Source organism: Dysgonomonas sp. BGC7, assembly GCF_001261735.1.
Classification (GTDB): Bacteria; Bacteroidota; Bacteroidia; order Bacteroidales; family Dysgonomonadaceae; genus Dysgonomonas.
The window spans coordinates 36,090-51,604 of record NZ_CVRP01000002.1 but is presented as its reverse complement, the minus strand read 5'-3'; the positions used below and the strand labels follow the sequence as shown (position 1 = coordinate 51,604).

The following is a 15,515-nucleotide window of genomic DNA, read 5'->3' as shown; positions in this document are numbered from 1 at the left end:
TTACAACTACAGATATGGAAATTAATAATGCTTTATATGCGATATTAAGCGCATGTTTTGTCAGTACCCTGTCATTTGTCGGGGTATTTCTTTTATATTTTAAATCGAACAAATTAAGCGGAATATTGAATCTGCTGATTTGCTTCGCTATAGGGACATTACTAGGGAATGCTTTTTTTCAGCTGGTCCCCGAATCTTATTTTCATATGGAATCAGCCAGATTAACTTCGTGGCTTATCCTTGGAGGTTTCTTTGTGTTTTTTATACTGGAACAATTATTACATATCAGCCATGGAAACAAGAAGACCATTAAGCCATACGGATATTTGAGCCTCTATGCCGATGGAATACACAATTTTGTAGACGGTATACTCATTGGTGCGACATGGATGTTCAGCCCGGAACTGGGTCTGGCTACAACACTAGGTATAATCTTACATGAAATACCACAGGAAATCAGCGATTTTGGCATATTGCTCCGTGCCGGATTTAATAAACGTAAGGCTTTGCTATTTAATTTTATTTCAGCCTGTACCGCGATATTAGGAACGATAATAGCCCTATGGATCGGAGCTCAGGTTGGCCATTTTTCTATATACATGCTGCCTGTAGCCGCAGGAGGTTTTATTTATCTTGCTACAGGTTGTTTAATTCCGGAAATATTACGGGATACTACCAAGAAAAACTTAGTGATAAATATTGTCTTTATCCTATTAGGACTAGGGTTTATATACTACATAGGACTACAGAATGGGCATAGTCACTGAACTCAATTCTAGTTATTACCTATAAAACAGGCGGTAAAATATTTCTTGGATATCGAAAATTCAATATTCCAAGAGGGACTGAATACCAAATCAACGTTACGATTACTGTTCTTGTCGATATAGATACAGAAGATTAGAATAATAGAATCGATAAATAAAATTTTTAATAATCAAATAAATTATAAGTTATGAAAACGATGTTAAGCAAATCCAAATTCATTTTTTTACCACTATTTATCCTTAGTGTATTTTTTACTTCGTGCAACAATGATGATGATCCTGAAAATGAAGAACCAAAGGAAACCGCAAAAATAACTAACATTGAAATTGGATTGAATAATAACGAAATAGGAACTATAGCAAAGGATTTTCATTTCAATGCTGAGGTACTAGCAGCAACAAAAATTGATAGTATTGGGATAAAAATTGTGCCCAGACCGGATGAAACTTATGAGAAGGCTTGGAGTTTCGAGAAAACCTGGTCGCAATATCAAAATGTCAAAAATGCACTTATACATGAGCATTTTAGCATCCCGGCAGACGCAGTTGAGGGAAAGTATGATTTTATAATCATCGTTAAAGATCAAAATGGAACAACCCTTGAAGAAAAAAGAGCCATTACCTTATACTTGGCTGCCAACCTCCCTGTTGATCCTCAACTTTTCTCATTCTACGCAGGTACAGTAGACAATAATTACAAAATTCTTAGAGAAATATACAATACAGCCAATCCTGATAAAACCGATTTACGCATAAGCAAGGATGAACTATTGAACGCTAGGGCTGCGGTTTCAGGACTCAAAGGAGATGGTAAAGCTGTAATCATACTCATCAATAAAAAACACAACCATAGACCGGAAACACTTGAGGCAATAGATTACTCTAAAGCGATCGTTGTAGATGTTGCGCAACATGTAGGAGTTCCCGCCTCGGGCTCATTCTCAACAACGACTGATAGATCAACCACACCCATAACTCTTCGTAAGCCAAAGCTAAAAATTGGAGCCGATATAGATAATAATACTCCAGCCGGGAATCCGATTGATGGTCTGAAAGCTTGGGAGTCGGGACAATATTATTTGGGGATAATTTATAAGAATACGACCTATAATATGGGATTATTCGAATATATTAATCTTCAGATTGAGTATTAATTTTCGTTTTTGATGGAATTTATAAATAACAGGTTATTCATTTATCTAGATGCCAGATGAATAACCTGTTATAACTTTTAAATTCTCTAAACTTATATAACTACTCAGAATATTTAACACGCTAAAATCCTTTTTACGACTTGTAAATTGTCCGCAGAAAGAAATGAGACTATATTGTATGTAATATTTTTCATGGTACTATGGATTTATCATCATCTTCTTGGTTTATTTTATAAGAGCATCAAACTATCACAGTCCAATGCTCCCTAAAATCATCATATACATTTATGCATATAAATGAAAACAATATTTCATAAAATTAAAGAAGTGTCTCTAATAATTAAAAATTTAGCTTTACCCCTGCATAATAATTTCGGGGCATAGCAGGACCATATATATAACTGGAAGCCCGATCCGGACCTTTATCAAAATCTTTTTGATATGCATTGAACATATTGCGGATACCTCCATTTATTTCGAGTGTAGAACCTTTATACAAAGCTATTTCATACCCTAGTTTTAATCCCAGTTCAAAAAAAGAATCGGATTTTTCAGTTCTGTTCTTTTCGATATAGCCTGCTTCATGCGGTACAAGCATACTGCCGGTGTAATTTCCGGTAAGAGATGTACTGAATGTCTTCCAGGGTGTTAATGTTGCTACAAAATACCCATATACATCAGGTGTACGCATCATTCTCTTTTCAGCTATAACATCGTCCGTGTCATCATCTGACCACTTTCGGGCTTCATCATAGCGGCTTTTTTGAATTGTGGCTCCTAATTGAAAATCAAAAAGTGTTCCTATAGCCGCACGTCCTTCCAAATTTACACCGTATACTTTTGCACCTGCAGCATTAACAGTCCGTTTAATGATAGAACCGTCTTCTTGCTCTTCTGAGACTGATGTAAACGGATTATTGAGTATTGTATAAAATCCCTCAGCCAAAAAATTTAATTCAGCAGCTCCTACTTGGTGATACCAATCTACGGAGGCACTAAAACTATGAGACTTCTCTTCTTTTAGGTTCGGATCGATTTTTCTTATAATATGCTCTCCTCCTGCAATATCAACGTGCAGATCTTCATCAAATATCTGTGGAGCCCGAAATCCCTGACCATAACTCACTCTGATATTAACATTTTCAACCGGATTATATCTGATATTCGCACGTGGACTGATGACTGCATCATTCATTAAACTATGCTTATCAATACGCACTCCGGCTAAAAAGCTCCACATATCGTTTTTCCACTCATTTTGTAAGAATGCACTTTTGATATTAATTCTCTGATCGATAGGTTCCGGTCTGTATCCACTTTGATCTTCTAGATCATCATGATTGTATTCTAATCCGGTAGTTAGTGTAGAAGGCATAAATAGGAATTTATCAAAATCATAAGAATACTGACCTCCTACAATATAGGTAACATCTTTCGTCCTTCCGTACGAACCTAGTCGTATATTTATTGCATCCAGTTTGTCCTGATCACTCATATCTCCGGCATTTATAACAGAAACCGGCTCTCCACCGCCATAATAACTTTTACGGTTTGTCAATTGTGCTGAAGAATATATGTTGATACGATGTTTTCCATCAGGCGAGAATATATTATAATTCAGACCTCCACCGTCGATAGATGATTCTATCTGTTCTGCAATATATGCTTCATGAGGGACACTGTTTAACCGGTCTCCACCTCTGCGAAACTCATGCATATTATGATATTCGAAAGAAAGTTTAGAATAGGTTCCTGTTTTTATAAAAGATCTAAACCCTAATGTCCTGTTTTCCAATTTTGGCAATTCAGAAAAACCATCTCCGTCATAATCATATCCGGATCGCTCTCTTTTCTGACCGAATACCATAATGCCCATCTTTTGATTATCAGATACCAGAGAAGCGTTAAATCCTGTATTATTTTCAAAATCTTTTACACCGTTAATTGCTGTTATGGTATGGGTAAGTTGTGCCGAATTACGGGTTGGCTCTTTTGTTATTATATTTATTGTCCCGGCTATGGCTGAAGATCCGAAGAGAGCGGAACCTCCTCCTCGTATAACCTCAACCCGTTCAATCATATTAGCAGGGATTTGATCTAACCCGTAAACACCGGTTAATGCACTGAATATCGGACGTGAATCTATCAGGATTTGAGAATAAGCACCTTCTAATCCATTCATGCGAACTTGAGTAAATCCACAATTCTGGCAGTTTGTTTCAACTCGGACTCCGGGTTGGAAATTTAATCCTTGAGAAAGGGTAACCGAATTAGTCCTATCAAAGGTTTTGGTATCTAATATTTTTACTAGTGTGGGGGCCAGACGTCTCTCCGTTTCATTGCGATTAGCTGAAACAACTACCTCATTAAGAGAAACGCTACTTTCGTCTAATTCAAAATTAACTTCAAGCGTTTTTCCTCTTTCTATAAATATTTCTTTTGAAGTTGTTTTATAGCCAACGAGTCTTACTTCAATCATAAATTTCCCTTCAGGAAGATCTTTTAGGTAATAATGCCCTGTCACATCGGTTGTTGTTCCTATGGTTGTCCCTTTTAATGAGACTGTCATATAAGGAATATGTTCTCCAGTCTTTTTGTCAATTATATGCCCAACCACATTGGCATCTGTCTTCTGTATTTCCACAGGCTTATTAGCATGTATATCCAATAGGGAAAACACAAAACATAAAAAAATGTATATATATTTTTTCATTTTATTATTTATTGATATTTTAAAAGTAAGTACATAAACAGATTGAATCTCAATTTGATATTTGGGATTCTCTAAAATAAAATCAATAATAATAAAATGAAGGAGGAGCCCTTAATAGATAAAAATAGTTAGTAAAACCTTTTATTACAGATTCAGTTTTACTTGCTATTTTTATGATATAGTATGATTGGAATACTTTAAAAGTAAAGGTAAAAGTAATTTTTCCAACAGAATGCCACGAAGACAAGAATTGGATCAACTGTATTTCTGATCCCGTGTGAGTATGAAGCGGTTTTCCCTTCTCATCAGCTTTATATGGATGTGAATGGACAATTGTAACTCCATTAATAATGTGAGAGTGAAAAAAAAACGTAATGGAACCGGCATAACAAATAAAGAGGGTTAAGAAAATAACCTTTACTATCGATTGTATGTCTTTATTCTGTCGAAACTTCATTCTTTTTGCAATTCTTCTGCAAATATAATATAAATTCAATTAATGCAATTTAGTTGCATTTGAAATATTGTTCACAATCGTCCTGTAATTTTGAATTAAATTAAACCATGAAGAAAGTATTTAACAAGCACAATAGACATGGATTACAAGGTGCGAAATATTGGGAGATGTTGAAATTAAATGTGTATTATACTCTACATATGGAATATTTAACAACTTAACGATGAGAATTATAAGATTGGTTTTATTAATGATTCGAGTTTTTGTTCACTCCTATCCTTACAATCTTGTTTGGATAATAATGATGCATATGAGAACCAATTATACCCGAATGCTTTTGGTTACTCTCAAACAAGAAGCAGATAAAACTGTTTACCTTCAGTTGGATGATAAGACGATGGTACTTCTGGTCAATTTGTAGTCTTCCGCTTTTGAAGATAAAGAATAATTAGATCTAGGACTCCCCCTTAAACTTTAGCACTTTTATTTGATAAGATATAATCTTTTAATTTTAAAGTTACCAATATATAATGATAAATAAAGTAGTTTTTAGTCTTTTTTAGGTATGTCATACTTGTGTGCTTCTCGCTAACTTTGTAAGTTATAATTATTATATATATAGCAATTAGCCCCAAAACAATAGTGTATGGATGATATTAATAAAATCAAACAAGAACCAGTTAAAGAAAGAACAGAGATAATAGATAATAGTCCTGATTATAAGAATATAAGAGGTAATATATCTCAAACAATAATTAATGGAATTTCTATTGATAGGGCAAATTTGCTACAGAAAGATATTTTCAGCATTCCGGTAGATAAAGACGAAGAGCATATTGAAATATATTTTGAGCTAATAGGACATAAGCAATATCGAACAAATAACAGTAAGTACAATATAGAAATACATGAAGGTAGATACAGTTTTTTCTATATTCCCCATATAGACGGCATATTATCATTTAAACCCCAAAATAATTATAAAAAATCAATCGGTATAGAATTATCCCGAGACTTTTTATTGAGATTGTTAAACGGAGACCTTAAAATACTCGGAGCTTTTGGTGAAAAAATTCTGAATAAAGAACCCGGATATTTTGCTCAAAACATGACCATTTCTCAGCCAATGATGGCTATTCTAAAGGATGTGATGGAGTGTCAACTAACAGGAATCTTAAAAAAAATATTTATCGAATCTAAAGTAATTGAACTAATCTTATTAGTTATACAGCAAGGAGAGAATGTTTCGCAGAATTATCTTTCTCCATTTTTAACGAAAGATGATATTGATAAAATATATCATGTCCGAGAAATTGTTTCTCAGAAAATAGACAATCCATACTCTATCAGAGAATTATCTCGTATATCGGGGCTGAATGAATTTAAACTGAAAAAAGGTTTTAGAGAAGTATTTGACACTACTATATTTAAATACTTAATGGAAGAGCGTATGCATTACAGTAAGCAGTTGATTATAGAAAGTGACAAAAATATAAGTGAGGTATCGGCTACAGTGGGGTATAAAAACCCCACTCATTTTACTGTTGCTTTTAAACGTTATTACGGATATTTACCCAGTGATCTGAAAAACGGGCAAAATCTATTTTAACGATTTTCTTTGATACTTACTATTTACCATATATGCTTTCATATAGCTGTAGTAATGTCGCGAAATTTCTAGCTCCATAATCCATAAAATTATCATACGTTACTGTATATATTCTATTATTATCAACAGCCGATATATGTTTTAGTAAAGCATCTTTTTTTATAAAATCGATAGCCACATCATCTAACTTTTTATGTCTATCAGCCTTTATATAAAGAATAATATCGGGATTGATACCAATCAGATTCTCATAATTATTATTCAATGAAGCACCTTCAATTCCCGGCTTAATATTTAATGTATTTAATATGTCTAGCTGAAGTCCTTCGGAAACAGTGAAAGACGAATAAGATTTTTTTTCGGAGTCGAAAGCAACCATTGGTAATAATGACAATCTATTGCTTGTCTTCTTTTTTGAGACTTTATCAATCACTCCATTATATATCTGTTCTAATTGCATTGCATAATTTTCAGCTGCCACATTTACATCAAATATTAAACCTAATATCCTAACATCATCTATAATAGTTGTCAGTTTAGGGTTGTTTTGTATAATACTGGCCGACTGCGTATATACTTTTATACCCATTGCATTATAACTCGACAACGATCCTAAATACTGATCGGTTAATCCTTTAGCTGATCCGATAATAATATCAGGTGATTTACCCACTATAATCTCTTTCGAAGTAGTCATTTTATCACCAATTTGTTCTAATTCATTAACAGCAAACTTCCATTTTCCATCCACTTCATTATCCGGTTTGGTTGTGCCTATAATTTTATTTCCCAGCCCCAGCTCTAATAGAGTTTCTATAGCCGATAGGTTTGTGGTTATAATTCGAGAAGGTGCTTTTTCAAATACCTGAGTAACCGGCTTTCCATTAGAATCGTATGATATCACTTCGATAGGATATATTGTTTTTTTATCTTCCCCTATGTATTTATTTATATTTGTCTTATCAGGTTCAGTTTTATTCGTTTGTTTACACGAAATAATCAGAGTGCTGTAAATTAAAGCGACTGAAAAAATAACAGCTAAATTCTTTATCATAAAATTTATATTTGATAATTATTTATAATAACTGACGCAAATATTATTTGTGTCGGGATGAACAAAGATTTCACAGTCTACTCCATAAATATCTTTTAATATTTCTTTTGTAATAATATCTTTAGGTATCCCTTGATAACGGATTTTTCCGCCTTTTATAAAAAATATATAATCGCAAAACATTGCTGCTAATGATACATCATGTAAAGCGGCTAAAATATTAATATTCAGTTTTTTTATTATCGATAATATTTCTATCTGATACTTGATATCCAAATGGTTGCTGGGCTCATCTAAAATCATGATTGATGGATTTTGAGCAATGGCACGAGCTAAAGCTACCCGCTGCTTTTCTCCTCCCGAAAGAGTTGCTATACTTCGATCTTTATATTCTAGCAGACCCGTTTTTATTAAAGCATCTTTTACTATTTTTTTATCTTCAGAACTTTCTTTTTCTAATGCTTTTAGATGAGGAGTGCGCCCGGTAAAGACTGTTTCTTCGACAGTGTAATCGAATGAATTAGACTGAAACTGAGAGACTACCGACATCTTCTTGGCAACCTCTTTACCTGTCATTTCCGGTATTTCTCTGTCATTCAGATATATATATCCCATACAAGGCTTTAGTACTCTGTATATACTTTTCAGTAGTGTTGACTTACCACTTCCATTCGGTCCCAAAATTGCAGTAAAAGAGTTATTACAAACATTCAGGTCTATTCCGTCTATAATAAGGGAATCGCCTAGTTTTACATGTATATTTTCAACTCTTAAGTCTGTTGTACTCTTCATTATAATTTTTAGTTCGAAAAAGAATAATTCTTTTTTATCATAATATATGCAAAGAAAGGCGCCCCTACAAGAGCTGTAAATACACCAATGGGCAGTTCCATATTCTCAAGTAAAGATCTGGCTACACAATCGGCTATCATAAGAAATATTGCACCTAATAAAAAAGCGATTGGGATTAAACGTTTGTGGTTTGCTCCAACAAGAGCCCTTCCGATATGAGGAATAACCAATCCCACGAATCCGATAATTCCACAATAAGAAACGAGCAATCCTACCATCAACGATATTATTGATATGTACAGTTTACGAAATAAATTAACATTAACACCTAACGTTACAGCAGTTTCATCACCTTGAAGTAAAATATTCAGATTTCGATATTGCGAGTAAAAGTACGCTGATATGATAATTACTGTACATGCAGGCAATAAGCAAGACTCCCATTTTGAAGCATTAAGAGAACCCATAGTCCAAAATGCAATACGTGATATAGATTCATACGAACCGGAAATGGCTACAATGAAATTTGCTACAGCCTGAAAAGCTGCATTAATAATCATTCCCGACAATATAAGCTTGGTGGTAGATAGTTTACTTTTATAAGAAGATAAGAAAATTACAGAAAAAGAAGCAAGTAGAGCCCCGACGAAAGCAAAAAAAACTATTCCCAATTCGGTGTAAAAAACAGGAATAAAAGCTCCAAGCATAATATAAAAAACGGCTCCTAAATATCCTCCCGATGATATCCCTAAGAGAAATGGTTCGGCCAAAGGATTCTGTACCACAGCCTGCATCACTACTCCGCATATTGCAAGTCCGGCTCCCACAAAGAGAGCCATCAATACGCGGGGAACTCTGAGCTGCCATATAATATTCGAAAACGGATTATCGACATTTAATTCATATCCTCCCATCTTACCTAATATAACCTTAACGGTGTCAGCGAGTGGTATATCTAAAGTTCCAACGCTTATGGTAATCACAAAAGTTAGGACAAGAAATATCAATAACAGGAAGATTAATATTGCAAATCTGCTTTGCATTTCCTTTTTCATGAGTTTTTTTAATTCTTAAATAGCCTCAATAGAGATTTGCAAATTTATATACATGTCGTCATTATTTATAATTGTTCTGAATAATAATCCCTCTAACGTCACTTTATTTCCTTTTGGCGTCACTCGTTTTGTATACAGTACATCTAATTTTGGTGTCTGAAACGTAGATCCCTTTATAATGACAAAAAAAAAATCGATCTGGCATATAGTTTTACCTGTTAAAAATAAAATAGCAAGAGCTATTATTTGTTCTGTGTTTTCATCTGTTTTGAGCGTTATGGTTCTGATCTTTCTGGTCTATTTAATTCTGGCATTAAATAATTCCGATCAAATAGATGTTTTTTATTATTTCTCGGCAATGCTATTATGCACTGTTTTTAGTTATATTTTTCGACTCAGGGCTTATGACCTATCCCATTATGCAGCATATGATTTGGAAGCTGTATTACGTAAAAAAATAGCTGTTCATTTATCTGCTCTACCTATTGGCTTTCTTGCACAAACAGGCTCAGGGGCAATAAGTAAAATTATAAATGATGATGTTAGGTCTTTGCATGGTTTTGTTGCGGACAGTACTCCTTTATTCGCCAGAGCATATGCTGCTCCTATCTTTACATTTATGGCCCTCTGTTGGTTCGATTACCGAATGGCTCTAATCAGTCTGGTCATTCTTTTGGTTGGATTAATACTGATGTTTTGGAGTATCAGAAACAAGAAGGAATTATCTGCAGCATACAACAAGGCAAAGGAAGAAATTAATGTAGCAGTTATTGAATATATACAAGCAATGCCCGTAGTACGCATATTCGATGGAGGAGAAAAATCTTTTAGGCGTTACGATGAAGCTTTAATTCATTACAGAAAAACATTGAAAGACTGGTATAAACAAAATGGACTTGGAGCCCGTATTTCGATGTTGGTACTAAATCCATTGCCAACATTTATAATACTCTTGATTATTGGTACATATTGGTATCAAGAAGGGACACTGCCCTTGTCGGGTTTCATCGCTTCGTTACTCTTTGGAACAGGTATGATCGAATCGATAATGCCATACCGAAGTCTGTCGCATGTTATAGACAGATCTAATATCAGTGCAAAGAGAATTGAGGAATTATTGAACGAAAAAGGTTTAGCTGATAATAATACTTCGAATGAACAACCTTCAGACTCATCTATAAAATTTGAGAATGTGAGTTTTACTTACCCCAATAGAAATGAAGCAGCTCTGAAAGATATAAACTTTGAAGTAGAGCAAGGTTCGTTTGTTGCACTGGTAGGAGCTTCAGGGGCGGGTAAAACTACTGTAGCAAAACTAATTCCCCGTTTTTGGGATGTTAGTTCAGGTAAAATAAAGATCGGAGGTGTTAATATCCAGAATATGTCGGGCGAAACTCTAATGAATCAGATTGCTTTCGTGTTTCAAGACAATTTTCTATTCTCTGATACTATTATAAATAATATTAGAATGGGCAATCCTGAAGCTACAGAAAACGAGGTTATTGATGCTGCCATTGCAGCTCAGGCCGACGATTTTATACGTCAGCTTCCTGAAGGATATCAAACGAATGCGGGAGAAAGAGGAGATATGCTTTCGGGAGGACAAAAACAACGTATAGCCATAGCTCGTGCAATATTGCAAAACAGACCCATATTGGTGCTTGACGAAGCTACCTCATTTTCTGATACGGAAAATGAAGCCCTTTTGATGAGAGCACTAAAGAACCTGATGAAAGGAAAGACTGTAATAATGATTGCTCACCGGCTGCCTACTATAAAAACGGCAGATCTTATTCTCGTATTCGACAAAGGAAAACTTTCCGAGTCGGGTAATCACGAGCAATTAATGTCATCGTCGGTTACATATAGTCGTCTATGGGATGCTTATCTGCAAGCTCGGAATTGGCATATTTAGAGAATAATATATTGAATAAAAGGAATGGCACATAAAATAAACTCTTTTAAAGAGATATACAATCAAATAGTAGAGTCGTCGGGCTCGGTAAAACCGAAATTAAAAAAATCGCTGCTTTTACTTACACTGTCAGCTGTGGCACAAGGTTATGCCTATGTATGCTTTTATCCCATTTTTGAAACTCTCGGAAAAAACATAAATGAGAGTCATATATATTTATGGACAGGATTGTCTTTTCTCCTTATTTTTATTAGTGCAGTATTGAGATGGATTGGGCAGAACTATGATTACTCAGGTTATTCATCTCTGGCTCAGTATGAGTTGCGTACTAAACAGGGCGAGAAATTGCGACAGGTTCCCTTAGAACTTTTGTCGAGAAAACGTTCAGGACAATGGAGTTCCATTATCGGGAGTAATGTAGATGAGGTAATCAGTTATAGTATGACTGTTTGCAGCTTAATGATATATGCGCTTGTGATACCTATTACAGTGGGACTTTTGACATTTCTCTTTGATTGGAAAATAGCATTAGTTATACTCTTCATCTTTCCATGCATTATTCCTCTTTACAGATGGCGTAAACCTGCTTTCGACAGAGGAATGGACTATCTGAATAAGGTGCATTCCGAACTGTCGGCCGAATCTGTAGAATATGTACAGGGACTTCCGGTTCTAAAGCTAAGTAATAATTCGGGAGCAAAAATTAACCGCTTATTTGATACTATCGAAAAAGTGAAATCTGTACAGATAATAGGGCATAATAAAGGAACCAAATCGAATCTTATTATAGCTTCGGCTATGGAAATAGGCTTACTTATAGCCGTTGGTGTTTGTATTTTATTTGTGCTTAGTGGAAGTAGTAATGCTATGCTTATAACTGCTTTGATGATTATTATCATTCGTTTTGCTGAACCTATCTCTAATTTTATAGCGATGACCATGTTCTTCAGCTTATTGGAAGCTGGTTATCAGCAGATAAAGAAGATGATGGGAATACAAGCTTTGACTTATCCTCAGATCTGTAAATCACCTGATTATTATGATATTATATTTAATGATGTATGCTTCAAATACGAAGGGAATAAATCATGGATTTTAGAAAATATAAATATAACTATTCCTCCAAAATCTGTCATAGCATTGGTTGGCGAATCTGGTTCAGGAAAATCGACCATTACAAAGTTGGTTATGAGGTATGCGGACTGTCAGAAAGGGTCGATCAGTATAGGAGGAATAAATATACAGGATATAAGCCAAAGCGAATTGATGGCTGCCATTTCGGTCGTTTTTCAGGATGTTTATCTTTTTGACGATACAATAATGAATAATATTCGGATGGCTAAGGAAAATGCCACGGATGCAGAGATTATGGAAGTTGCAGAACGCGCACAATGTCATGAATTTATATCAAATCTTCCATTGGGTTATCAGACAAGAGTCGGCGATATAGGAGGCAATCTCTCGGGAGGCGAAAAACAACGGATATTTATTGCCCGTGCTTTACTGAAAGATACACCTATTGTAATTCTTGATGAGCCGACTTCATCCTTAGATGCTTATAATGAATTAGCTGTTCAGAGAGCAATCGACGAATTAGTAAAAAATAAAATTGTTATCATTATTGCACACAGACTATCAACCATTGTAGGTGCTGATAAAATATATGTATTGGAAAAAGGACGGATTTTAGAACAAGGAACTCACTCCGAACTCATCGAGCATGCCGGAAAATATTATAAATTATGGGATGCTGAAAAATACATAAATGAAGGTCTGGATAAAATACATGATTGATGTTTTATTACCCAGTCTTATCAAACTAAATTAAAAACAGACAATGAAATACATATTATCCTTATTTTTCCTTATTTGTTACGTGTGCTATGCTTCTGCTCAATCAGATACGATTAAATCGGTAGAATTAAATGAAGTATCGGTACAAGGCAAATCTAAAGCCAATATCTTGAGCCAAAAGGCTATTAAAGCTACAGTGCTGGATGTAAAAGCGGTTAATACTCAGTCGGCAAGTTTAATTGAGCTGATGAATAGAACTGCAGGTATACGCATAAGAGAAACCGGTGGGCTTGGGGCTAATGCGAGTCTGATGTTAAATGGTTTTGAAGGTAAGGCAATAAAATATTTTAAGAACGGAATACCGATGGATTATTTAGGATCTGCATTCAACTTTTCCATTGTTCCCGTTAATGTAATAGATCGTATTGAGGTATATAAAGGTGTGTTGCCTGTGCATCTGGGAGCCGATGCTCTGGGAGGAGCAGTCGATATTGTAATGAGAGAAGATGTAGATCGTAAAACAATTGATGCTTCGTATCAATATGGCTCATTCAATACACACCGAATAGCATTACATGGGGTATGGAATGATAGTAGAGGATGGTTTGCGGGTGCCGATATTTTCTATAACTATTCGGATAACGACTATAAAGCCAATGTACCTGTAGCAGATAAAGAAACTGCTGTAAGTCATTATCAGAAACTACGTTTATTTCATAATGGTTTTTCGAATGTTTATACTGAACTATATGGAGGGGTGAGAAATAAACCTTGGGCTGACGAACTTCGTTTTGGTATTACTTATTTTGATGTCAGAAAAGATAACAACTTTGGTATAACGATGACTACGCCTTTTGGAGGTGTAGAAAGAAGCTCCCATTCGTTTATACCAACATTGAATTACAAAAAAAAACTGATTGATAACAAATTGGATATAAATCAATTTTTAGTGTATAATAAGCTTCACACCAACTATACCGATACAGTAAGAGGTGTTTATGACTGGTATGGAAATTTCATGTCCGTTCCATCTCGTAGGGGAGAAGCATCTTCTGATGGAAATTTAACTAAATTATCATTCCGCAACTTTATTTCTCGAACTAACATTGGTTATTCATTCAATCAGAATCAAAAACTTGAGGTCAACATTGTATATTCCGATATTGAAAGGAAGGGCTCAGATCCGTATAGTGATAAGATTCTTGAGAATGGAGAAGATATATTGTCTGTGCCTGCAAAATATAACAAGCTTGTTATTGGTATGGGGCTCAAATCGTATTTTATGGAAGGAAAATTATCGAATGATTTTTTAGCTAAATTATACTATATAAATACCAAGGGATACGATGGTTCTTACATTTCCGAGAAAGATGAAATTAGTAAAAATTCTACAACTCGTTGGGGAGTAGGCAATGCTCTGAAATATACATTTAATAGCAACTCTTTTATTCGTTTATCGGGAGAAACGGCCGTCCGTTTGCCCGAACAATCGGAATTTTTTGGTGATGGCGGATTTATTGAATCAAACTTTGTATTGAAACCTGAGCGCAGTTATAACGTCAACCTTGGAGGTTATTATTCTACGTCGCAGTTTACAGCCGAACTTAATTTATTCTATCGCCGCACCTACGATCTTATTCTGTTGGTAAATACCGGAATGTTCGGTAAATATCAGAATGTAAATAAGGTAAAAGGATTAGGTACAGAAGTTGACCTTAGTTATTCCCCTTTACCTTGGTTAAGATTTACAGGAAACTTCACATACCAAGACTTTCGCTTGTTTGGTCAGAATGATCCGGCATATCAAGATGCACGTCTTCGAAACACTCCTTATTTCTTTTCTAATCTAGGGGTTGTGACCAAATTCAATAATTTATTGAAACGTGGCGATAACATTTCCTTTTACTGGCATTACGGATTTGTCAGACAGTATTACCTCAATTACGTTCCTAAAAACTACGAACCAGATGGTTTTTTAGGTTTATGGGGAAAACCCAAAGTTAATGTAAGTGATATTACCATTCCAGATCAGAATTTACATACTATCGGCTGTTCGTGGACTATAAATACCGGTAATAATAAGTTTGCCATTGGTGCGGAAGTTAAAAATATTTTCGATTCAGACATATACGACAACTACCGGATACAGAATCCGGGTCGTAATTTTAATATAAAATTAAGTTATACCATTAATTAACAATAGAT

11 protein-coding genes are annotated in these 15,515 nt (G+C 34.8%); 7 read left to right on the top strand and 4 right to left on the bottom strand.

Annotated elements, in window-relative coordinates; genetic code table 11:
- Nucleotides 1–14: 14 nt before the first annotated feature.
- Both BGC7_RS01645 and BGC7_RS01640 read left to right on the top strand, forming a co-directional pair.
- Nucleotides 15–767: a ZIP family metal transporter gene (locus BGC7_RS01645; protein WP_050699820.1), complete on the top strand. Its 753-nt coding sequence runs from the start codon at nt 15–17 to the stop codon at nt 765–767.
- A 188-nt stretch (nt 768–955) separates the two neighbouring features.
- The gene (locus BGC7_RS01640) at nt 956–1,921 is read left to right on the top strand and encodes a DUF4625 domain-containing protein (RefSeq protein ID WP_050699819.1); all 966 of its coding nucleotides are present in this window, start codon (nt 956–958) and stop codon (nt 1,919–1,921) included.
- Nucleotides 1,922–2,261: 340 nt separating this feature from the next.
- On the opposite strand, the gene BGC7_RS01635 is transcribed toward BGC7_RS01640, so the two are convergent.
- Nucleotides 2,262–4,634 (bottom strand): TonB-dependent receptor, encoded by a 2,373-nt coding sequence (locus BGC7_RS01635; RefSeq protein ID WP_050699818.1) that lies wholly within the window; start codon nt 4,632–4,634, stop codon nt 2,262–2,264.
- Between the two features lie 680 nt (nt 4,635–5,314).
- Here BGC7_RS01635 and BGC7_RS17810 point away from each other — a divergent pair.
- Complete coding sequence (locus BGC7_RS17810) at nt 5,315–5,512, top strand: hypothetical protein (protein WP_157258616.1); 198 nt, start codon at nt 5,315–5,317, stop codon at nt 5,510–5,512.
- A 225-nt stretch (nt 5,513–5,737) separates the two neighbouring features.
- Nucleotides 5,738–6,700 carry a helix-turn-helix transcriptional regulator gene (locus BGC7_RS01625; protein WP_082206416.1) on the top strand — a complete coding sequence of 321 codons (963 nt, stop codon included), beginning with the start codon at nt 5,738–5,740 and terminating at the stop codon, nt 6,698–6,700.
- A 19-nt stretch (nt 6,701–6,719) separates the two neighbouring features.
- Here the strand turns inward: BGC7_RS01625 and BGC7_RS01620 are convergent, their stop codons facing one another.
- The 3 genes from BGC7_RS01620 to BGC7_RS01610 are packed head-to-tail and all read right to left on the bottom strand — an operon-like array spanning nt 6,720 to nt 9,601.
- Nucleotides 6,720–7,754, bottom strand: coding sequence for an ABC transporter substrate-binding protein (locus BGC7_RS01620; RefSeq protein WP_050699816.1), 1,035 nt, complete (start codon nt 7,752–7,754; stop codon nt 6,720–6,722).
- A gap of 18 nt (nt 7,755–7,772) precedes the next feature.
- Complete coding sequence (locus BGC7_RS01615) at nt 7,773–8,546, bottom strand: ABC transporter ATP-binding protein (RefSeq protein WP_050699815.1); 774 nt, start codon at nt 8,544–8,546, stop codon at nt 7,773–7,775.
- 8 nt (nt 8,547–8,554) lie between these two features.
- Nucleotides 8,555–9,601, bottom strand: coding sequence for a FecCD family ABC transporter permease (locus BGC7_RS01610; RefSeq protein WP_199318997.1), 1,047 nt, complete (start codon nt 9,599–9,601; stop codon nt 8,555–8,557).
- Nucleotides 9,602–9,779: 178 nt separating this feature from the next.
- Between BGC7_RS01610 and BGC7_RS01605 the strand changes: the two genes are divergently transcribed.
- The 3 genes from BGC7_RS01605 to BGC7_RS01595 are packed head-to-tail and all read left to right on the top strand — an operon-like array spanning nt 9,780 to nt 15,507.
- A complete protein-coding gene (locus BGC7_RS01605) occupies nt 9,780–11,516 on the top strand; it encodes an ABC transporter ATP-binding protein (RefSeq protein ID WP_050699814.1) in 1,737 nt (578 codons plus the stop codon).
- 24 nt (nt 11,517–11,540) lie between these two features.
- Nucleotides 11,541–13,310 (top strand): ABC transporter ATP-binding protein, encoded by a 1,770-nt coding sequence (locus BGC7_RS01600; protein WP_050699813.1) that lies wholly within the window; start codon nt 11,541–11,543, stop codon nt 13,308–13,310.
- Between the two features lie 43 nt (nt 13,311–13,353).
- The gene (locus tag BGC7_RS01595) at nt 13,354–15,507 is read left to right on the top strand and encodes a TonB-dependent receptor plug domain-containing protein (protein ID WP_050699812.1); all 2,154 of its coding nucleotides are present in this window, start codon (nt 13,354–13,356) and stop codon (nt 15,505–15,507) included.
- Nucleotides 15,508–15,515: the final 8 nt, after the last annotated feature.